Source organism: Nocardioides sp. Z13_37 (assembly GCF_058355585.1).
Genome location: NZ_JBZGDV010000005.1, coordinates 1 through 20594 on the forward strand (window position 1 = coordinate 1; position 20594 = coordinate 20594).

The 20594-nt window shown below is 72.1% G+C and carries 19 protein-coding genes; 8 read left to right on the forward strand and 11 right to left on the reverse strand.

Going from position 1 to position 20594, the window contains the following annotated elements:
* Positions 1 to 88: 88 nt before the first annotated feature.
* Together AC4H2S_RS12870 and AC4H2S_RS12875 are read right to left on the reverse strand one after the other, a co-directional pair.
* On the reverse strand, positions 89 to 1531 hold the full coding sequence (locus AC4H2S_RS12870; protein WP_491497382.1) for an FAD-dependent monooxygenase: 1443 nt from the start codon (positions 1529 to 1531) through the stop codon (positions 89 to 91).
* 495 nt (positions 1532 to 2026) lie between these two features.
* Positions 2027 to 3379 carry a carotenoid oxygenase family protein gene (locus AC4H2S_RS12875; protein ID WP_491497383.1) on the reverse strand — a complete coding sequence of 451 codons (1353 nt, stop codon included), beginning with the start codon at positions 3377 to 3379 and terminating at the stop codon, positions 2027 to 2029.
* A gap of 164 nt (positions 3380 to 3543) precedes the next feature.
* On the opposite strand from AC4H2S_RS12875, the gene AC4H2S_RS12880 reads away from it, so the two are divergent.
* Positions 3544 to 4125 (forward strand): dihydrofolate reductase family protein, encoded by a 582-nt coding sequence (locus tag AC4H2S_RS12880; protein ID WP_491497384.1) that lies wholly within the window; start codon positions 3544 to 3546, stop codon positions 4123 to 4125.
* 46 nt (positions 4126 to 4171) lie between these two features.
* A complete protein-coding gene (locus AC4H2S_RS12885; protein WP_491497385.1) occupies positions 4172 to 4357 on the forward strand; it encodes a PspC domain-containing protein in 186 nt (61 codons plus the stop codon).
* Between the two features lie 22 nt (positions 4358 to 4379).
* On the opposite strand, the gene AC4H2S_RS12890 is transcribed toward AC4H2S_RS12885, so the two are convergent.
* Positions 4380 to 5330 carry a class II glutamine amidotransferase gene (locus tag AC4H2S_RS12890; RefSeq protein ID WP_491497386.1) on the reverse strand — a complete coding sequence of 317 codons (951 nt, stop codon included), beginning with the start codon at positions 5328 to 5330 and terminating at the stop codon, positions 4380 to 4382.
* Positions 5331 to 5567: 237 nt separating this feature from the next.
* Here AC4H2S_RS12890 and AC4H2S_RS12895 point away from each other — a divergent pair, with 237 nt between their 5' ends.
* Together AC4H2S_RS12895 and AC4H2S_RS12900 are read left to right on the forward strand one after the other, a co-directional pair.
* Positions 5568 to 7187: a DEAD/DEAH box helicase gene (locus AC4H2S_RS12895; protein WP_491497387.1), complete on the forward strand. Its 1620-nt coding sequence runs from the start codon at positions 5568 to 5570 to the stop codon at positions 7185 to 7187.
* A 22-nt stretch (positions 7188 to 7209) separates the two neighbouring features.
* Positions 7210 to 8853: an ABC-F family ATP-binding cassette domain-containing protein gene (locus tag AC4H2S_RS12900; protein WP_491497388.1), complete on the forward strand. Its 1644-nt coding sequence runs from the start codon at positions 7210 to 7212 to the stop codon at positions 8851 to 8853.
* 14 nt (positions 8854 to 8867) lie between these two features.
* Here AC4H2S_RS12900 and AC4H2S_RS12905 read toward each other — a convergent pair whose 3' ends face one another.
* Positions 8868 to 9149, reverse strand: coding sequence for a hypothetical protein (locus tag AC4H2S_RS12905; protein WP_491497389.1), 282 nt, complete (start codon positions 9147 to 9149; stop codon positions 8868 to 8870).
* A gap of 39 nt (positions 9150 to 9188) precedes the next feature.
* Between AC4H2S_RS12905 and AC4H2S_RS12910 the strand changes: the two genes are divergently transcribed.
* Entirely contained in the window at positions 9189 to 9698 is a 510-nt protein-coding gene (locus AC4H2S_RS12910) for a metallophosphoesterase family protein (RefSeq protein WP_491497390.1), read from the forward strand.
* Here AC4H2S_RS12910 and AC4H2S_RS12915 read toward each other — a convergent pair.
* Both AC4H2S_RS12915 and AC4H2S_RS12920 read right to left on the reverse strand, forming a co-directional pair.
* Positions 9667 to 10182 (reverse strand): DUF2243 domain-containing protein, encoded by a 516-nt coding sequence (locus AC4H2S_RS12915; protein ID WP_491497391.1) that lies wholly within the window; start codon positions 10180 to 10182, stop codon positions 9667 to 9669. The genes AC4H2S_RS12910 and AC4H2S_RS12915 overlap by 32 nt on opposite strands.
* Before the next feature lie 48 nt (positions 10183 to 10230).
* Entirely contained in the window at positions 10231 to 10431 is a 201-nt protein-coding gene (locus AC4H2S_RS12920; RefSeq protein ID WP_491497392.1) for a hypothetical protein, read from the reverse strand.
* A 73-nt stretch (positions 10432 to 10504) separates the two neighbouring features.
* Between AC4H2S_RS12920 and AC4H2S_RS12925 the strand changes: the two genes are divergently transcribed.
* The 3 genes from AC4H2S_RS12925 (at position 10505) to AC4H2S_RS12935 (ending at position 15729) form a co-directional block, all read left to right on the forward strand.
* Positions 10505 to 12364 (forward strand): AMP-dependent synthetase/ligase, encoded by a 1860-nt coding sequence (locus AC4H2S_RS12925; protein WP_491497393.1) that lies wholly within the window; start codon positions 10505 to 10507, stop codon positions 12362 to 12364.
* A gap of 43 nt (positions 12365 to 12407) precedes the next feature.
* Entirely contained in the window at positions 12408 to 13457 is a 1050-nt protein-coding gene (locus AC4H2S_RS12930) for a hypothetical protein (RefSeq protein ID WP_491497394.1), read from the forward strand.
* A 121-nt stretch (positions 13458 to 13578) separates the two neighbouring features.
* Positions 13579 to 15729, forward strand: coding sequence for an MMPL family transporter (locus tag AC4H2S_RS12935; protein WP_491497395.1), 2151 nt, complete (start codon positions 13579 to 13581; stop codon positions 15727 to 15729).
* A gap of 3 nt (positions 15730 to 15732) precedes the next feature.
* Here the strand turns inward: AC4H2S_RS12935 and map are convergent, their stop codons facing one another.
* Genes map through AC4H2S_RS12960 form a run of 5 tightly spaced genes read right to left on the reverse strand, consistent with a single transcriptional unit; the run spans position 15733 to position 20590 of the window.
* The gene (gene map, locus AC4H2S_RS12940) at positions 15733 to 16503 is read right to left on the reverse strand and encodes a type I methionyl aminopeptidase (protein ID WP_491497396.1); all 771 of its coding nucleotides are present in this window, start codon (positions 16501 to 16503) and stop codon (positions 15733 to 15735) included.
* 10 nt (positions 16504 to 16513) lie between these two features.
* The gene (locus AC4H2S_RS12945; RefSeq protein ID WP_491497397.1) at positions 16514 to 17206 is read right to left on the reverse strand and encodes a hypothetical protein; all 693 of its coding nucleotides are present in this window, start codon (positions 17204 to 17206) and stop codon (positions 16514 to 16516) included.
* Positions 17207 to 17256: 50 nt separating this feature from the next.
* Entirely contained in the window at positions 17257 to 18489 is a 1233-nt protein-coding gene (locus AC4H2S_RS12950; protein WP_491497398.1) for an ROK family protein, read from the reverse strand.
* 8 nt (positions 18490 to 18497) lie between these two features.
* Positions 18498 to 19793, reverse strand: coding sequence for a sugar ABC transporter permease (locus AC4H2S_RS12955; RefSeq protein ID WP_491497399.1), 1296 nt, complete (start codon positions 19791 to 19793; stop codon positions 18498 to 18500).
* Between the two features lie 20 nt (positions 19794 to 19813).
* Entirely contained in the window at positions 19814 to 20590 is a 777-nt protein-coding gene (locus tag AC4H2S_RS12960; protein WP_491497400.1) for an ATP-binding cassette domain-containing protein, read from the reverse strand.
* Positions 20591 to 20594 lie beyond the last annotated feature (4 nt).

The following is a 20594-nucleotide window of genomic DNA, read 5'->3' on the forward strand; positions in this document are numbered from 1 at the left end:
GGCTTCGGCTTGTGCGATTCCCATGTCCTGCGAACCGCGGCCCTCACCACGCCACGAGTCCTGTCTGGGCTACCCACGTCCCACCGCGTCAGTTTGCGCTTGATCCGAACCATCGCGTCAGGGCGGCCCGGAGCCCCGCCTGATCTTCGCCGACCCACGCCACATGCCCATCCGGGCGGATCAAGGTCGACTCTGTCACGTGCTCGTGCTTTTCAGGACCAGCGAGCCGTTGCGAGACCACGTCCACCCGATCACCCCAGCCGTCCACGGTAAGCGCCCCCTTGTGGCTGAGGAGCACACCGCGCCCGCGGTGCATCCGGTCGTACAGCCAGTTGCCCTCCAGTTCGACGTCCGGCATCCGCTTGCCCAGGAGGTCGTGCCCATCGCCGCATTCGTAGCGGATGCCCGTGCCGGTGGTCTTCTCGGTGAGGGAGAGGTTGACCTGGTCGATCGCCATGAGCTCCTCGAGCAGCCGCCGCACCGCCGACACGTCACCATTGGGCCACACCAGTTCGCTCTGCGCCCGCGTGCTGGCGAGCGTGTCCTCGGCCACGGGTCGTCGCTCGGCCTCGTAGGTCTCGAGCAGTCCGTCAGCCCCCCAGCCGCGGACGGCTCCGACGAGCTTCCAGCCGAGGTTGACGGCGTCCTGGAGGCCGAGGTTGAGGCCCTGCCCGCCCACAGGGGCATGCACGTGGGCAGCGTCGCCAGCGAGAAAGATGCGACCGACGCGGTAGCGCTCGGCCAGACGCGTGCCGTCCCCGAACCGGGACACCGAGCGGGCCACGGTGATGCCAAGGTCGGTACCTGTCATCTCACGGACGCGATCGGTGAACTCCTTCAATGTGGGCGGGACGCTGCGGTCCTCGACGGGCGCCGCGGTCGTCAAGACGAAGCGCTGCACCCCGACTTCGTGCGGCGCCGGCCCGAACAAGAGGCCCCGCGCCTTGCCTGCCTCCCTGGCCTCGGCCAGCTCGTCCTCGGTCGCGTCGACCTCGGCCTCGACGAGCAGCCACTCCTGCCGCGGCGGCTCCCCGGAGAAGTCGATGCCGAGCTGCCGCCGAACTGTGCTGCGCCCGCCGTCGCACCCGATGACGTATGCCGCCCCCAGGCGGGTGCCGTCGGCGAGTTCGACGGTGACATCCTCATCGTCCTGATGGACTCCGACGACGTCGCACTCGCGCCGGACCTCAGCGCCGAGCTCGACGGCGCGGTCGGCCAACAGTCGATCGGTGGTGGGCTGCGGGATGCCGAGAATGTGCGCGTGCCGCGACTCAAGCTCGCGGGGAAGTGGCTTGGTGATGCCGGCGAACATGCCGCTGAGCGGGTAGACCTGTCCCTGGTCCAGGAAGCGATCGAGCAGTCCGCGCATCGCCATGATCTCGATGCTTCGCATGTGCAGCCCGAGCGACCGCACCATTCGTGTCGGCTCAGCGTCTCGCTCGAGTACGAGCGTGTTGATGTCGTGCAGCCGCAGCTCGATGGCGAGCATCATCCCGGTCGACCCGCCCCCCACGATGATCACGTCGTGCATGAATCCTCCTTCAGCGGGCGCCCCAGGCCCAGTCCAGCGGCTGATTCTGAGGCAACGCCGGGCCCTTGCGGCAAGCCCCCCGACCGGCTATACCTTGAGAGCAACGGGGGTCGCAGCGAGGGTCCCGCGTGGCACGTTCCCCGCCCCGAATCGCCATCCGGGACCGCCGAAGTGTCTCTACACCGTCGCCCGGGACCATGAGTCCGCTATTGACCGTGCTGATCTGACCGGCACGCCCACCTCGATCGATCACGGCACCCGCTCTGCCCACAGGCAAGGGCACTGCAACGCAGTGAGGTGAGCCCCGCTGCATGCGCTGTTCGCGCTCTGCCAGAAGCCCTCTCCGATGAGCGTCACACCGCCGCCAATCGGCGCGCCCAACATCAGTACAGGTCACGTTGCGGGCGTACGACAGGCCAATGAGCCCACGCGGATGCGGTACGGCGCGTCGATGGCCGGGTCACGACGAGGCGGCTCGGGAGCGGATCCGACTGCTCAGGCGAGGGCGGAGTCGGGGATCCAGTTCCCGTGGAATCCCTGCGGCACCCGGACCGGCAGATGGACCGTGGCGACCGGGTGCCCGAAGTCGTGGGCATCGAGGATGACCAGGTCGCTGGCGCCGCGCGCGGCGTCGTACACGTAGCCCATGAGCCACCCGTCGTCCTCGCCCGCCGCGCTGCCGGCCGGGACGAACGCCATCTCGCCGGCGATGCGGCCGGAGCCCAGGTCCACCTCGACGGTGGTGCCGCCGACGAGGTCGTGCTTGCGCACAGTGGTCCGAGGGTCATCACCCAGGGCGCCGAGGTCGCGCACCGAGGATGCGCCGATCGTGTAGCCGTAGCGGTGGCGACTGCCAACGAGTCGTTCGTCCCCGCGGGGGAACTCCGTGCCACGGTCGTCGATCGTCTCGGTGAGGACCTTGCGTGCCCGCGGGTCGATCGTCCAGCGCTCCAGACGGGGGCGATCGGCCAACGGCTCCCCGTCGTCGGCGAACGCATGGTCGTGCACCACCAGGTCGATGATCACTCGATCACCGTCGTCGAAGGCGTTGAGGGGGTGGTAGACGAAGCACGGCTCGACGTCGATCCACACGACGTCGGACCCGGTGCCGGCCCGGGGCAGGAGCCCGACCCGAGCCCCGTTGTCGGGGCGCCAGCGGAAGGGCAGGGCGACGCTCTGGAGAGCGAGCTCCAGGTCGAAGAGCACGGGCAGGTCGAAGAGCACCACCCGGGAGGCGGTCAGGCCCATGTCGTGGAGCATGACCGGAGCCGGCAGGTCGACGTCGACAGTCCTGAGGAGCTCTCCGGCAGGGTCGATCACGTGATAGCGCAACGCGGGGTCGTCGAAGCCGTAGGTCATCACGTGCATCTCACCGGTGCCCGGGTCGAACTTGGGGTGAGCGTTGATGCCGCCAGGCAGGGGGCCACCGAAGTTGCGGGTGGCGACCGTCTCCAGCTCGCCCGTCAGCTCGTAGGGCAGCGACCCCTCGGTCACGGCCAGGATCCGGCCGGCGTGGGCGAACACGCTGGTGTTGCCCGAGCCGGGATACCACCCGCCCTCCGCATGGGGCACGGGAGACGCACCCAGGCGCGCGCTCGCCTCGGGGCTGCGCACCCAGCGGTTGCGGTACCAACGCGGCCGGCCGCCGTGCAGGTCGACGCCGTGCACCATCCCGTCGCCCGCGAACCAGTGGTACGTGTCGGCCTGCGCCGCGAACGGGTTCGGCCCGGTGCGGATGTACCTGCCCGCCAGGTCCGGTGGCACCGCGCCCGTGACCTCGAGATCCGTGGCGGTCACCTCAGTGGCCACCGGCGCGAAGTTGCCGTCGAGGTACGTCGCTGCAGTCATCGTCTGCTCCCTGACATCGGGCCGCCGAGCCGGCCCCACCAATAGACACCCCTCCCCCGCGACGCGTCAATGCGCCGCCCCTGTCGGCGACAACAAGGCGACGCACGGATGTCGAGATCAGTCGCGTCCATCCGACGTAGGGGTGAGACCCACGAGGAGGCCCGATGCGCGCCCTGACCCTGTACACCCTGCTCTCCCTCGACGGCGTCGCCGAGGAACCGGGCGACTGGATGTTCGAGGCCGATGAGGAGGTGTTCCTCAACCTCGCTGAGGTCATCCATCGCCAAGACGACGTCCTCCTCGGGCGCGGCACCTACGACTACTGGTCCGACCACTGGCCGACGTCGGACGTGCAGCCCTTCGCAGACTTCATCAACACCACCACCAAGCACGTCTTCAGCTCCCGCCCCCTGGACGGAGCCTGGGACCGGGCCGTCGCGGTCGACGTCCCGGTCCCGGAATATGTCAAGCGGCTGAAGAAGCGACCCGGTGGCGACATCGGAGTCCACGGCAGCATCACGCTCGCCAGGACCCTGCTCGCAGCAGACCTCGTGGATCGTCTCGAGCTCGTCGTCGTCCCGACCTTGGCAGGCGCCGGCCGTCGACTGTTCGGCGACCGCGTCGCCCCCGCCAGGCTGAGCTTGACGAAGACGGCATCCTCGACCACCGGCTGCGTGTTCCTGAGGTACGACCGCCCCGAGGAAGCTGTCGCTGCTGTCGCATCCCGGTCGCTTCTGGAAGGATGACGAGCCCTCGTGCAGCTCCCGACCTCGGGCCGGTCAAAGGATGGCTATGTCTACGTCGCGATTGGTACGCCCCAGCGAAGGCCGATGGATCGCCGGAGTCTGCGCCGGCCTGGCAGACAGGTTCGGGATCCCTCGGGGCCTGGTCCGCCTCGGCTTCGTGATCTTCGGCCTCGTGGGCGCGGGCGAGCTCGCGTACGTCATCGGGTGGATCGTCATGCCCAAGGACGACTGAGCCGCGCTCCTGGTCGACCCGCCTACACCGACAGCGTGTTGACGGTGCGGGTGATGCGCCCGTCGGTCCTCTCGAGGAACACGATCTGGCCGAACTCGACGTGCGACCAGCCGTCGGCGTCCTCGGTCAGCGCCTCGGAGGCGAAGATTGCGGCCGTCGCCTCCTCCTCGTCGCACGCCTCGAAGTCGTAGGCGGTGTCGTCGCGCGGCACGTGGCGGCCGACGAGCAGGTACATCGGCTCGAGGAGCATCGAGAGGGCGAAGTCGTCCGTGCCCGGACCGGACTCCCGCAGCACCTTCCAGTCGCCGGCCGGGTGGGTCTCGCCCTGGTGCCCGAGACCGACGTTGACCCCGATGATCCGACTCGGCGACACCAGCGCCATCTTCAGCTTGGTCAGGGCGGGCAGGTCGAGGTCCTTCATCGCCTGGGCGATGAGGCCCACCATCTCCTCGATCGCGCGCTGGACGTCCTTGTCGGTGTCGCCGTCGAGCAGCGAGAGCAGCAGCACGTAGAGGAACTCCGTGTCCGTGGTGCCTCGCATCTGGGTCAGGTACCTGTCCTCGCAGTGCTTCAGCAGCTCCCTCTGCAGCAGCATCCAGCTGGGCAGGTCGCCGTTCTGGGCGATGGCCCAGGGAGTCTCGTCGAACGCGAAGGGGTGGCAGTTCTCGTCGACGATCACGGCCGCCGAGTCATAGCTGGCCGCGCGCACGTGGGCGAGCATCGTGTTGGCCCGCAGGCTGGGGACGATGTGCGGCGCGTTGTCGTCGTAGAACGCCGCCATGGGCCGGCGGTAGTGGAAGGGGTCCTCCGGGTTGAGCAGGTGCTCGCTCCAGGCCGCGAACCCCCAGCCCGCCAGCTGGAGGTCGGGGTAGTGCTCAGGGTCGAGGGCCTGGTTGACCAGGCTGTTCGACGGCGTGAGCAGCAGGCTCTCGAGCGGCGTCTCCGGCCCGATGTAGGCGAGCACTCGGCACATGGAGTTCCTTCACTGACGACAGGACGTGCCGGGGTCGGCGTCCAGGTGGGCCCCGAGACGGGCGCCGCCACCCTACGGGCGGGGCGCGGCTGCTCATGAGGGAGACCCCGATAGCGTCCCGGGGTGGCCAGCCCTCGACGATCCGGTGCTCGTCGACGCAGCGCACCCTCGCGCCGCGGCGGCGCACGTACGCAGCAGAGGCCGCTCCCGGTCGCCGGGCCGGGCGAGCGGGTGTGGGTGCTCGACGTCCCCTACGGCACGCAGGTCGACGGCGCCGCGTGGCACCCGGCCGTGAAGACCCACCTGTACGTCGGGCGCGCGCTGCCCGCGCACCTCGAGCCCTACGCGCCGGGTCCCCACACCCTCGGCCGGTTCATCGAGAACACGCTCAACCCCGACGACCCGACGCCCGCCCCCGAGCCGAGCGACACCCTCGAGCCGCGGCGGATCCAGTTCGAGGCGGCCGACGCCATCGCGGCGCGCGCCGAGGCGGGCGGGCGGCAGTTCCTGCTCGCCGACGAGCCGGGCGTCGGCAAGACCATCTCCGCGGTCCTCGGCGCGCAGGCCGTCGGCGACCTGCGTGGTGCGCGGCGGGTGCTGGTCGTGGCCGACCGGCCCGCGGCGATCACGATCGGCCACTGGTGCCGCACGATCACCGCACTGGGCGACGGCGGCCTCGAGTGGGTCGTGATCACGTGGGACCGGCTGGACAAGGTCACGGGCCACGACTGGGACGTGATCATCGCCGACGAGGCCCACGCCCTGCGCCGCACGACGACGAAGCGGTGGAAGCTCTGGGCGCGGATCTCCGGCCACGGGAAGCCGCACGACCGGGCGCCGTTCGTCATCGCCACCACCGCGACGCCCGGGCACACGCCGCTGGAGCTGCCCTACCTCGCCCCGGCGTACGCGCAGGTGCTCGGGGAGCCGATGCGGGAGTGGGCCTCGGCGACCCGACCCGGGGACGCCTTCGCCACCGCGCTCGAGCGCCACGGCGTCGGGGTGGAGCAGGGACGCTACGGGGCGACGTGGACCACCGACCCGGCGCGGCGCGCGGCGGACCTCGCGCTGGTGCGGGGGTGGCTCGACGACGCGAGCCCGGCGGCGATGCTGCACCGCGCCGCGCCGTGGGGTCCGGTGCCGATCTCCGGCATGCCGGTGGCGCTCACGCCAGCGGAGCGCGCGGCGTACGAGGCGGAGTGGGGCGAGTTCTGTCGCGAGATGGACATCGCGCGCCGCGGCCGCAACGTCGCCAAGGGGCGGGCCGCGCTGCTGCGGTTCCGGCAGAAGGCCGGGCTGATCCGGGTCGACTCGACGGTCGACTGGATCGCCCAGCAGGTCCGGGCCGAGCGACAGGTGGCGTGCTCGGTCGAGTTCGTCGGCACTGCCGCCGACCCGATCGCCGACCGGCTGCGCGACAGCGGCATCGAGGTCGCCACGATCTACGGCCGCGACCGGTTCGACCCCGAGGCCGAGCGGATCCGGTTCCAGACCGGGCAGGCCAAGGTCTGCGTCTTCACCACGGTCGCCTCGATCAGCCTGCACGCCGGCGAGACCCTGGACGGGGGCCGTCAGGCGAGCACCGAGCCGCGGGTCGGGGTCTTCCACCAGGCCCGCTTCTCGGGCATCGCCGGCCGGCAGGTGACCGGTCGCACCCACCGCGACCACCAGGTCTCCCCGTGGCACATCGCCTACGCCGAGGGCACGGTCGAGGAGCAGGTCGGCAAGGTCATGGTCGAGCGCATCGCCGCGGCCTCCGACACGGTGGGCGGCGACACCAGCGGCCTCGCCGACCTCGCCCAGCTCCTCGGCGCCGACTGGCTGCCCGCCACGACCCTGGTCGAGGACGGCGCCTGAGCCCGGCCGTAGGCTCCTCGGCGTGAACGCCACCCTCGTCGCGAAGGACCTCGCCGGCGGGCACGGCCACCGGGTGCTCTTCGAGGGCCTCGACCTCACCGTCGCGCCGGGCGACGTGATCGGCGTGGTCGGCGCCAACGGCGCCGGTAAGTCGACGCTCCTGTCGCTGCTCAGCGGGACGGTGCCGCCGATGGCCGGCTCCGTGGAGTGCGCGCCGCGCGACGCCTTCGTCGGATGGCTGCCCCAGGAGCACGAGCGCGTGCCCGGGGAGACGATCGCCCACTACCTCGCTCGGCGCACGGGTGCGGCCGAGGCGACCGCAGCGATGGAGGCGGCCGCGGTGGCGCTCGGCTCGGGCGAGCCCGAGGCCGACGACGCCTACGCGGTGGCGTTCGACCGGTGGCTGGCGAGCGGGGCACCGGACCTCGAGGACCGGATCGGCCCGGTGCTGGCCGACCTCGGCCTCGACGTCGGCCCCGACGCCCTGATGACCACGCTCTCCGGTGGACAGGCCGCCCGCGCGGCGCTGGCCGCGCTGCTGCTCAGCCGCTTCGACATCGTGCTGCTCGACGAGCCGACCAACGACCTCGACCTCGACGGGCTGGCGCGGCTGGAGGCGTTCGTGCAGGGGCTGCGCGGTGGCGTGGTGCTGGTCTCGCACGACCGCGAGTTCCTCGCGCGCTGCGTCACCCGGATCGTCGAGCTCGACCTCGCCCAGGGCAGGGTCAGCGTCTACGACGGCGGCTACGAGGCGTTCCTGGAGGAACGCGCCGTCGCCCGCCGCCACGCGCGGGAGGCCTACGAGCAGTACGCCTCGACCCGCGCCGACCTCGTGCAGCGGGCGCGCACCCAGCGCGAGTGGAGCTCGCAGGGGGTGCGCAACGCGATGCGCAAGAGCCCCGACAACGACAAGATCCGGCGCCGGGCCGCCACCGAGTCGTCGGAGAAGCAGGCCCAGAAGGTGCGCCAGATGGAGTCGCGCATCGCGCGGCTCGACGAGGTGGAGGAGCCACGCAAGGAGTGGGTCCTGCAGTTCGACATCGCCGCCGCCCCGCGCTCCAGCGCGGTCGTGGCCACGCTCAACGAGGCGACCAAGAGCTTCGGCGACTTCCGCCTCGGGCCCGTCTCCGCGCAGGTCGACGCGGGCGACCGGATCGGCATCACCGGCCCCAACGGGGCGGGCAAGACCACGCTCCTGCGCCTGCTGCTCGGGCGCACGGCGCCCGACACCGGCACCGCCTCGCTGGGTGCCTCGGTGTCCATCGGCGTCATCGACCAGGCCCGCACGGGCCTGGCGGAGGACCTGCCGCTCGGCGACGCCTTCGAGGCCGTCGTCCCCGAGATGACGCAGGCCGAGGTGCGCACGCTGCTCGCCAAGTTCGGCCTCAAGGCCGACCAGGTCGCCAGCCTGGTCGCGCGCCTGTCCCCCGGCGAGCGCACCCGTGCGTCCATGGCGCTGTTGCAGGCGCGCGGGGTCAACCTGCTGGTCCTCGACGAGCCGACCAACCACCTCGACCTGCCGGCCATCGAGCAGCTCGAGGACGCGTTGGCGTCGTACGACGGCGCGCTCCTGCTGGTCTCGCACGACCGGCGCCTGCTGGCCAACGTCCGGCTCGACCAGCGCTGGGAGGTCGACGGCGGCCGTCTGGTCGTGCGCCACGCCTGACGGCTGGCCTGCCGCTACAGCGGAGTCTCCTCCGGCACCACCCGCAGCACGCTGAGTGTCCCGGCATCCCGGCCGAGCACGACCTTCACGCCGTCGAGCCGCTCGAGCGCCGGGCGCACGTCGTCGACCTCGAGGCGGGTGTCGACGGCGATGTCGACGTCGCGGACCGGCACGGTCGTCTCCGGCCACTCGGACGGAGCAACCTCGAAGGGGTCGAAGTCGGTCTGCGCCGCTGACCACAGCTGCAGCGCGGACTCGGCGACCATGTCGTCGGTGGTGTTCTGATCGGGGGTCATGCCTCGAAGGTACCCACCCGCGTGCAGTTGACTGGGGCCATGGTCACCCGGCTGCTCCTCCTCGCCGACACCCACGTCCCCAAGCGCGCCCGCGACCTGCCGGCCGAGGTGTGGCGCGCGGTCGAGGAGGCGGACGTCGTCGTGCACGCCGGCGACTGGGTCGATGTCGGGCTGCTCGACGAGCTCGAGGCGCGCTCGGCGCGGCTCGTCGCGTGCTGGGGCAACAACGACCACGGCCCGCTGCGCGAGCGGCTGCCCGAGGTGGCGCGGGTCGAGCTCGAGGGCGTACGCCTCGGGGTGGTGCACGAGACCGGCCAGGCCAAGGGCCGCGAGGAGCGGATGGCGGCGGCGTACGCCGACCTCGACGTGCTCGTCTTCGGCCACAGCCACATCCCGTGGGACACCGTCGCCCCGACCGGCCTGCGGCTGCTCAACCCCGGCTCCCCCACCGACCGACGCCGCCAACCGCACTGCACCTACCTGACCGCGAGCGTCGCCGACGGGGAGCTCCGCGACGTCACGCTCCACCGGCTCCCGCCACGGACGTAGGCGTCCACGCCCGGTCCTCGAGCTCACGTGAGCCCGCGCGCATCAGGGCCCAGCCGGCCGCGACCAGCAGCGCGCCGAAGGCGAGGAAGCCGAGGTCCCAGGCGAGCGGACCGCCGAGGTCGTCGCGCACGTGGTGCACGCCGAGGAGCTGGTGGTCGACGAGTCCCTCGACGAGGTTGAAGCCGCCCCACCCGGCGAGCAGCCCGCCGACGTGGAAGCGCCAGCTCGGCGGGAGCCGTCCCTGCCGCCACTGCGCGAGGGTGACGATCGACGCCCCCACCACGACGAACCACGTGACCAGGTGGAAGAAGCCGTCGGCGAGGGTGTTGACCTCCAGGCCCGCGACGGTGGTGACCGGGTAGTCGCCGGTGGCGCTGACCATGTGGTGCCACTGGAGGATCTGGTGCAGCACGATCCCGTCGACGAACCCGCCCAGCCCGACGCCGTACATCAGGCTCGCGGCGGCGGACGGAGGATCTCCCACTGAGGTCGGCATGCCGCTCAGGTACCCAGCCGGCCCGTCGTCCACGCCTCAGGCGTCGGGCCCGTCGGCCCGCCGGGTTGGGCAGTCCCCGTTGGTGCACTCGCGCAGGTCGACGGTCGGGTCGCCGCCACCGACCACGCCGTCGGAGGGGCCGGCCGGTGCGTCCGTGGACGGGCCGTCGGTGCCCGGGTGGGGCCGCAGCCGCACCTCGGAGCCGCAGACGGCGCAGGGGGCGTGGTCGGAGTACACGCCACGAACCCTAGCCAGCCGAGGTCCGCTCGACCATGATGTGACCCCCGCCACACGCACCCGAGGAGCCGGAATGACCGCGACCCAGACCGACCTCGACGTCCTTGCCGCCCGCGAGGAGTACGAGTCCCGCATCGTCGGCCTGCACATGCCGGCCACCGTGCGCCGGGCCGCCGAGGAGAACCCCGACCTCCCCGCGTTCTCCGACCGCTTCGACGTGCCCGAGGGCCAGACCTGGTCCACCATCACCTGGGGCGAGACGTGGGAGCTCACCCGGCAGGTGGCCGCCGCGCTGATCGACCTCGGCGTGCAGGCCGGCGACCCGGTGGCGATCATGGCCGCCAACCGCACGGCGCACACGCTGGCCGACTACGGCGCGATGACGGCGGCGGCCGTGCCCATGTCGATCTACAACACCCTCGCGCAGGAGCAGGTCGCCTTCATCGCCGGCGAGGCGCGGCCCGTCGTCGTGGTGCTCGAGGACCACGACCGCTACCAGCGCTGGGAGCCGGCCCTCGACCGGGTCGACTCGATCCGCCACGTGGTCATGCTCGCCGACGCCGACCGGGTCGACGACCCGCGCGTGATGACCTGGGAGGAGCTGCTGGCCCGCGGCGCGGACACCGGCGCGGTCGACGCGCGGATAGAGCAGATCACCCCCGACCTGCCCGCGACGTTCCTCTACACCTCCGGCACGACCGGCAACCCCAAGGGCGTGGTGCTCACCCACCACAACGTCATGTACGAGGCCGTCTCCACCCTCGACGCCGGCGGCCTGCACGGCCCGCAGCGCACGATCAGCTACCTCCCGCTCGCGCACATCGCCGAGCGGATCCTCGCGACGTACGCTCCCCCGTTCCTCGGCAGCCACGTGCACGCCATCCCCGACCCCGCCGGCCTGCTCGGCGCGCTCGGCGAGGTGCACCCGACCGCCTTCTTCGGCGTGCCGCGCGTGTGGGAGAAGATCAAGACCGGCATCTCGGCCAAGCTCGCCGAGGACCCCGACCCCGCCAACCAGAAGCTCGTCACCGACGCGATGGCGGCCGGGCTCGCGTGGACGCAGGCCCACGAGTACGGCAACCAGATGACGCCCGAGGTCGAGGAGGCCTTCGCCAAGGCCGACGAGGCGATCCTCGCCTTCCTCCGCCTGCTGCTCGGCCTCGACCAGGTGACGTGGGCCGCGAGTGCCGCGGCGCCGATGCCCCTGGAGGTCGCGAAGTTCATGGGCGGTCTCGGCCTGCGCGTCTACGACGTCTACGGCATGACCGAGACCACGGGCGCCTTCACCTCCAACGGGCCCGACGCGTTCAAGCTCGGCACCGTCGGGCGGCCCAACCCGGGCATCGAGGTGCGGCTCGCCGAGGACGGCGAGATCCTCTGCCGGGGCCCGGTCAACACCCCCGGCTACTACAAGCAGGAGGCGGCCACCCGCACCCTCCTCGACGAGGACGGGTGGGTGCACACCGGCGACATCGGCACCGTCGACGAGGACGGCTTCTACTCCGTCGTCGACCGCAAGAAGGAGCTGATCATCACCTCGGCGGGCAAGAACATCGCGCCCTCCAACATCGAGAACTACCTCAAGGAGTCGCCGATCATCGGCCACGCGATGGCCATCGGCGACGACCGCGCCTACGTCGTCGCGATCCTCACCCTCGACGGGGAGATCGCCCCGCTCGTCGCGCAGAAGCTGGGCCTCGAGTTCACCGACCTCGCCGACCTGTCGTCGCGGCCCGAGATCCGGGCGATGGCGCAGGCGGCGGTGGACAAGGCCAACGAGCGGCTCTCGCGGCCCGAGCAGGTCAAGGCGTGGGAGCTGCTGGCCGACGAGTGGACGGCCGAGTCCGAGGAGCTCACCCCGACCCTCAAGCTCAAGCGCCGCGTCGTGCGCACCAAGTACGCCGACGTGGTCGACGGCCTCTACTCCGGCTGAGCGGGGCAGACAACCTCCGGCCCCGCCCGGACGTCTCCTCATCATGACGACCTCCTTGCGCCCGTCCCTCTGCACCGCCCTCGCGCTGGGCCTGTCCCTGGGCCTCGCCCTCGCCGCTCCCACCGCGGCGAGCGCTGAGCGTGCCGCTCCACGGACGGTCCTCGACGTCCGGGGGCTCGACCAGGGCGCGCCACCCGCTGTCGCGTGGAGCGAGCGGCGGGCGGGCCGGACCGTCATCCACGGCGCCGACGGCACCCGGACGCCGGTGGACAACAGGGTCGTCGAGATCGCGCCGATGGGGTCCGGCTACGTCGTGCAGTCCATCGGCGGTGGTGCGACCACGACGAGGTGGATCGACGCCGACGGCTCCCCCGGGCGGCGCGAGTGGCGCACCGGCTACGGGCTGGCCGTCTCGGCGCAGGGCCGGGCGGTCGCCTTCTCGGGCCGGGCGGGCAGGGTGTGGTCGATCGACGACGCGGGCGACCGGGTGCTGTCGTTCCGCGCGGTCCCGATCGCGGGCCGGGGCCGGGCCGTCGCGGTGGTCGGCGAGGACTGCAAGGAGGACGCGACGGGCCACGGCTGCACGGTCTACGTCAACGGTGCCCGCGCCTGGCGCACCTCCTCGCACGGCATCGCCGACCGCGTTCCGCGGCTGCGCCTGACCTCCACCGCACGGGGACGCTGGGTCGGCGGCATCACCTCCCTCAGCGACACCGGCTCCTGCAGCGCCATGCTGCGCGGGTCGCGGCTGCGGTGGCGCACCTGCGACAACCAGCTCTCCGACATCTCGCCCGACAACCGCCGCGTCCTCGGCACCCCGGCGTACGCCGACGGCTTCGGCCCCCGTGCCCTCGACATCCTCTCGACCGCTGACGGGTCGGTGGTCCGCTCGTTCGCCTCCGCCCGCGACGACCGGTCCGCGACCTACTTCGACGAGGTGTGGGAGGACGCCGAGCACGTGCTCGTGGTGACCTACCAGGCCGACCGCTGGGCGGTCGTCCGGCTCGGCGTCGACGGCTCGATGGAGTACGCCGTCGCTCCCCGCCGCGGGTCGATGGACACCCGGGCGCCGTTCCAGCTCCAGACGCGCTGACGACCGTCCGGGACGCCGGGCAAGGGGGTGAGCCCCGGAGCCGACCCCGGGATCGACCTGGTCTAGACCTCAGGGGTATTACGGATGCACAGGCGCGGCGACCGCTGTTGTTCTGGAACGCATGCATCGACGGATCGCAGGGTCATTGACGGGCCGCATCACGAAGTGGATCGTCCTCGCCGCCGCGGTGGCCATCACCGGGTTCATGGGGATGTTCTCGAGCCAGCTGGCCGACGTCCAGAACAACGAGGCGTCGTCGTGGCTCCCCGAGTCGGCGGAGTCGACGCGAGTGCTCGACGAGCTCTCGCAGTCGGTGGACCCCAACGACATCCCGACGCTGGTGGTCTACCAGCGCGACGGCGGGCTCACCGACGACGACCTCGCGCAGCTGGAGTCCGACGGCGCGGAGATCGCCGAGCTCGACGGCGTGACCGGTGACGGCGTGCTGACGCCGGCCGCCGCCGAGGCCGCGGCCGCCGGGGGCGCTCCGGTGCCGACGCTCGTCTCCGAGGACGGCGAGGTCGCCTACCTCTACCTCGTGCTCAACTTCGGCAGCGACGGCTGGAACGCCATCCCCGAGGCGGCCGACGAGATCCGTGACATCGCCCAGCTCGACGGCGGCGAGGTGCACCTGGCCGGCTACGGCGGGCAGGCGGCCGACTCGGCCGAGGCGTTCGAGGGCATCGACACCAACCTGATCCTGATCACCCTCAGCGTCGTCGTGGTGATCCTGCTCTTCACCTACCGCAGCCCGGTGCTGTGGCTGCTGCCGATCATCTGCGCGGTCGTCGCCAACACGATCGCGACCGGGGTGGTCTACCTGCTGGCCAGGGACGCCGGCCTCACGGTCAACGGCCAGAGCCAGGCCATCTTGAGCATCCTGGTGATCGGCGCCGGCACCGACTACGCCCTCCTGCTCGTCGCCCGCTACCGCGAGGAGCTGCGCCGGCACGCCGACCGCCACGAGGCGATGGCCGTCGCGCTGCACCGCGCCGCACCGGCGATCCTCGCCAGCGCGGCCACGGTCGCGGTCGGCATGCTGTGCCTGTCCTTCGCCGAGCTCAACTCGACCGCCGGGCTCGGCCCGGTCAACGCCATCGGCGTCGCGGTGACGATGATCGTGATGCTCACGCTGCTGCCCGCGCTGCTGGTGATCTGCGGCCGCTGGGTCTTCTGGCCCAAGCGCCCGGCGTTCGGCAGCCCCGAGCCGACCGCCGACGGCCTCTGGGCCCGCGTCGGGCGCCGGATCAGCCACCACCCGCGCCGGGTGTGGGTGACCACCACGGGCCTGCTGCTGCTGGCGTGCCTCGGGCTGTTCCGGCTCGACGCCTCGGGCCTGTCGACCGAGGACACCTACACCCAGGAGTTCGACTCCATCAAGGGGCAGAGGCTCCTCGAGGACCACGGCCTGTCCGACAACTCCAACACCCTCCAGGTCGTCACCGACGCCGACCGCGCCCCCGCCGTGATCGACGCCCTCGCGGGCATCGACGGCCTCGGCGCCCCCGGCGAGGTGCAGCCCCTGTCCGACGGCCGCGCCTGGTTCGAGGCCACGATCGAGGCCGACATCTCCTCCACCGCCGCCTCCGACGTCGTCGAGGAGTCGCGCGACGTCGCGCACGCGGTCGACGGCGCCGACGCGCTCGTGGGCGGCGGCTCGGCATTCTTCCTCGACACCAAGATCGCCTCCGAGCGCGACAGCTGGGTGATCATGCCGCTCGTCCTGCTGGTGGTGCTGGTCATCCTCATCGGGCTGCTCCGCGCACTGGTGGCGCCGCTCATCCTGATCGCGACCGTGGTGCTGTCCTTCGGCGCGGCGCTCGGCATCTCGGCGCTGCTGTTCGAGTACGTCTTCGGCTTCGCCGGATCCGACCCAGGGTTCCCGCTGTTCGCCTTCGTGTTCCTGGTGGCGCTCGGCATCGACTACAACATCTTCCTGATGACCCGGGTGCGGGAGGAGACCGAGCAGCACGGCACCCGTCGCGGCTCGTTGATCGCCCTGGCCTCGACCGGCGGCGTGATCACCTCGGCCGGCATCGTGCTCGCGGCGACGTTCCTCGTGCTCGGCTCGCTGCCGCTGGTGTTCCTCGCCGAGCTCGGCGTCGCCGTCGCGCTGGGAGTCATGCTCGACACCCTGGTGGTCCGCTCGGTCCTGGTGACCGCGCTCAACCTCGACCTCGGCGGGAAGATCTGGTGGCCCAGCCGGCTCGACAGGGAGGACGCCCCGCTCTCGCCCGCCGAGGCGGAGGCACCGCTCGAGACGGTGCACTGAGGCTCAGCGCGCGCGGGTGAGGACCTCTGCGCCGTCGTCGGTGATGGCGACGGTGTGCTCGCTGTGGGCCGTCAGGCAGCCGGTGGCGCTGCGCAGCGTCCAGCCGTCCTCGTCGGTGACCAGCTCGTCGGTGTCGGCCATGATCCACGGCTCGAGCGCCAGCAGCAGGCCCGGACGCAGCTGGTAGCCCCGTCCCGCGCGGCCGTCGTTGGCGACGTGGGGGTCCTGGTGCATCGTGGTGCCGATGCCGTGGCCGCCGAACTGCATGTTGATGGGGTAGCCGGCCTCGGTGAGCACGGTGCCGATGGCGTGCGAGATGTCGCCGATCCGGGCGCCGGGGCCCGCCGCGGCGATCCCCGCCGCCAGCGCGCGCTCGGTCGTCTCGATCAGCTCGACGCTGCCGGGCGGGCGGCCCTGCCCCACCACGAAGCTGATCGCGGAGTCGGCCGCGACGCCGTCCAGGCGCACGGCGAGGTCGAGGCTGACCAGGTCGCCGTCGGCGATCCGCTGGTCGCGCGGGCGGCCGTGCAGCACGGCGTCGTTGACCGACGTGCAGACGTAGTGAGCGAAGGGTCCGCTGCCGAAGGAGGGGGCGTAGTCGACGTAGCACGACTCGGCACCCGCGGCGCGGATCATCTCGGCCGTCCAGCGGTCGAGGTCGAGCAGGTTGGTGCCGACCTCGCAGCGCGACCGGAGGGTCTGCAGGATCTCGCCGACGAGCGCGCCGGTGCGGCGGGCGCGGTCGACCTGGGCAGGGGTGAGGATCTCGATCATCGCGGCGCCATCATCTCAGCCCCAGCCTCGCACACCGCTTGCTCGTGTCGCCGCTGCACAGCTCGTCGAGGGTGAGCACGCCGTCGGCGACCAGCACCGAGGTGAGCGTGTCGACGGTGACCTCGCTGTCGGGGTAGAGCCACGACTCGACGCCGTCGACCTCCACCCCGCCCTCCACGGGCTCGCCGGCGAGGAACGCGACAGCCAGGTCGGCGGCACGCTCGCTCATCTGCCGGGTCGGGACGTAGGCCATCGACCGCTCCTCGCCCCGGACCACCTCGCGAGCGGCCTCCAGGTCGCTGCCGGACTGGGTCGGCAGCGCGCCGCTCTCCAGGCCGACGAAGCGCTCGGAGCCCGGCACCAGCTCGCCGAGCGAGACGACCGGCAGGTCGCCGCCGGTCAGCGTGCCGAGCCCGTCGGGGTCGACCGGCACCACGACCGCGGCACCCGCCGAGGACGCCTCCGCCTGGCGGGCCTGGCTCTTCTGGGTCTCGGCGTCGCCCTCCGCGTCGTAGACGCGCACCCGGCACTCGTCGCAGGTGGCCTCGACCCGGTCGGTGAAGCGCTCGACGTCGACCGCGCGCGAGGAGGAGTCGGTGCCGTCGGCGACGAGCAGCGCGATCGTCGGCTCGTCGTTGATGCAGGCGGTCAGCGCGGGCGCGACGACGAGCAGGCAGGCGGTGAGCAGGCTGGCGCGGGACATCGCGAGGAGGCTATCGGCTCCGCCGCCCGGGCCCGGCCCCGGCGCCGCCGTCAGCCCGCGAGTCGCGCGCCGACCCCGACCAGCGCCGTGGAGAGGGCGGCGACCGGGTCCACGAACAGCGGCTCCAGGGCGATCTCCGCGGCCCCCAGCAGCGACGAGTCGCAGCCGAGCCCCGGCAGGGTCAGCGTCACCGACTCCAGCGGCGCCGGCAGCGCCCGGTCGGCGAGCCCGGCCTGGACCTGAGGGCCGACCAAGGCGTAGAGCGAGCGGAAGTAGCCGCCCAGCACGACCTGGCGGGGGTTGAACACGTTGACGATGCTGGCCAGCCCGTGCCCCAGCGCCGTCCCGGTCTGGCGCAGCGCAGCCGACGGCTCGCCGAACCCGTCGAGCACCTCGCCGAGCTGGGCCACCCGGTCGGCCGGGCAGTGGATCGCCTCGGCGATCGCGTGGGCGCCGACCTCGGTCTCCCAGCAGCCCCGGTTGCCGCAGTGGCACTCGCGTCCGGCGGGGTTGAAGCGCAGGTGGCCCACCTCGCCGGCGTAGCCGCCCGCGCCCTCCAGCCGGACCCCGCCGGTGATGACACCGGCGCCGACGCCGACGTTGCCCGAGACGTAGATGAGGTCGTCCACCCCGACGGCCACCCCGCGCACGTGCTCGGCGAGGGCGCCCAGGTCGGCGTCGTTGGCGATCGAGACGGGGACGTCGAGGCCCAGGGCGGCCAGCACGATCCCGCCGAACGAGACGTCGTGCCAGCCCAGGTTGGGGGCCAGCCGGATGAGGCCGTCGTTGCTGCGCACGAGACCGGGCACGCTGATCCCGATGCCGACCATCGGGGCGGTGTCGGGGACCTCCTCGACCACGCACCGGATCAGCCCGGCGACCGCTGCGCCCACCTGCCACGCCTCGCCGTCGCTGTGCACCGGGGCCTGCGAGCGGGCCAGCACCCGTCCGCCCAGGCCGATCCGCGCCACGACCGCGCGGTCGACCCCGAGGTCCACGGCGATCACGAACGGGCCGTGGGCGGCGATCCGCACGCCCGCGGACGGACGACCGGCGCCCTGGCGCGGGGCGTCCTCGGGCGGGAGCGCCCGCTCGGTGACGCCGAGCGCCTCGAGCTCGTTGACGAGCGCCGCGATCGTGCTGCGGTTGAGGCCCATCCGCCCGGTCAGCTCGGCACGCGAGAGCTGGCCGGCGCCGTGGACGTGGCGCAGCACGGTGCCGAGGTTGTGGCGACGCGCGAGCTCCTGGTTGGTGCCCAGGCCCGGGCGCCGACGCGTGGTCATGCCCGGCCCTACACGCCCGCGGACGAGCGGCGGCGCCGGGACACGGCGTCGACGCTCGCGGCGAGCAGCAGCACGCCGCCGGTGACGAGGAAGTTGATGTAGCTCGCCTGGTTGAGCAGGCCCAGGCCGTTGGGGATGGTGGCGATCACCAGGCCGCCGATCACGGCGTCCATCGCCCGGCCGCGTCCACCGAAGAGGCTGGTGCCGCCGATGACAGCGGCACCCACGGCGTAGAGCAGCTCGTTGCCGCCGCCGGAGCCCGGCGAGACCTTGCCGGTGTAGGACGCCGCGAGCATGCCGCTGATCGCGGCCATCGAGGAGCAGATGACGAACGCGGCGATCTTCACCCGGCGCACGTTGATGCCCGCGCGGCGGGCGGCCTCGGCGTTGCCGCCGACGGCGTAGAGGTGGCGACCGAAGCGGGTCTTGGTCAGCACGAAGGTCCAGAAGAGCAGCAGCGCGATCACGACCGGGGCGACCCACGGGATGCCGCTGATGGTGAACAGCGCCGGGTTGGGTGCGCGGTTGGCGCTCAGCAGGGCGGTCAGGCCGAGGACGATCGCCCCGAGCAAGACGATGCGGATCACCACCAGCCCGAGCGGGCGGTGGACCAGGCCCCTGGAGGCGAGCGAGCGGTAGCGCCACAGCGAGACCGTGGCGAAGCCGACCACGATGAGCACCGCCGCGATCCAGCCGGCGGTGACCGGGACGTTCTTGATCGACAGCCCGCGCAGCACCTCGTCGTTGAAGCGCAGCGAGCCGCCCGAGCCGATCAGCCGCAGCGGCACCGCCTGCAGCGCCAGGAAGAACGCGAGGGTGACGACGAACGACGGGATGCCGAGCCCCGACACGAGCGCGCCGATGGCGAAGCCGATCACCGCTCCGACGGCGACGCCGGCGAGGGTGGCCAGCCACCACGTCCAGTCGTAGTCGATGAGCATCAGCGCGATGATCGTCGCCGAGGCGCCGCCGGCGACACCGGCCGACAGGTCGATCTCCCCGAGCAGCAGCACGAAGACGATGCCCATCGCCAGCACGATGATCGAGCCGGCCTGCACGACCAGGTTGGCCATGTTGTAGGTCGTGAGGAACCGGTCGTTGAGCGAGGAGAAGACGACGAAGAGGACGATGAGGCCCAAGATCGCGGGCAGCGAGCCCATGTCGCCGCCGCGCAGCCGGTTGACGTAGTCGCGGGCCGAGTCGGCGATCGTGACGGCCTGGACGTCGTCGTCGGCGAAGCCGGCGTGGGGGGTGGGCTCGGTCGCCGAGGGGCCGGCGTCGGTGGCGGTGCCTGAATCGGTCATGGTGTGGTCTCCGGTCCTTCTCAGACGGTCGCGGTCGCGGGGTTCTCGGAGATGCCGAGGCTGCCGGAGCGTCCGGCGGTGATCAGCTCGACCACCTGGCTGTGGGTCACGTCCTTCACCGAGACGTCGGCGGCCACCCGGCCGAGGTAGAGCGCGGTGATCCGGTCGGCGACCTCGAAGACGTCGCCCAGGTTGTGCGAGATCAGCACCACGCCGAGGCCCCGGTCGGCGAGGCGCCGCACCAGGTCGAGCACCTGGCGGGTCTGCGCCACGCCCAGCGCCGCGGTCGGCTCGTCGAGCAGGACGATCTTGGAGTTCCACAGCACGGCCTTGGCGATCGCCACCGTCTGGCGCTGACCACCCGACAGGCTCGCCACGCTCTGGCGCACCGACTTCACGGTGCGCACCGAGAGCGACGACAGCGTCTCGCGGGCGCGCGACTCCATCGTCACCTCGTCGAGGCCGAAGCCCTTGACCTCCTCGCGGCCCAGGAACATGTTCTGGACGATGTCGAGGTTGTCGCACAGCGCGAGGTCCTGGTAGACGACCTCGACGCCCAGCGCGGCCACGTCGCGGGGGCCGTGCACCTCGACCTTGCGGTCCTCGAAGAGGTAGTCACCGCTGTCGCGGCCGTAGATGCCCGCGATGATCTTGACGAGGGTCGACTTGCCCGCGCCGTTGTCGCCGACCAGGGCGGTGACCTGTCCGGGGTGGACGGCGAAGTCGACGTCGTGCAGCACGTGCACCACGCCGAAGCTCTTGTTCACGCCGCGCAGCTCGAGCAGCGGTTCCGGCATTGAC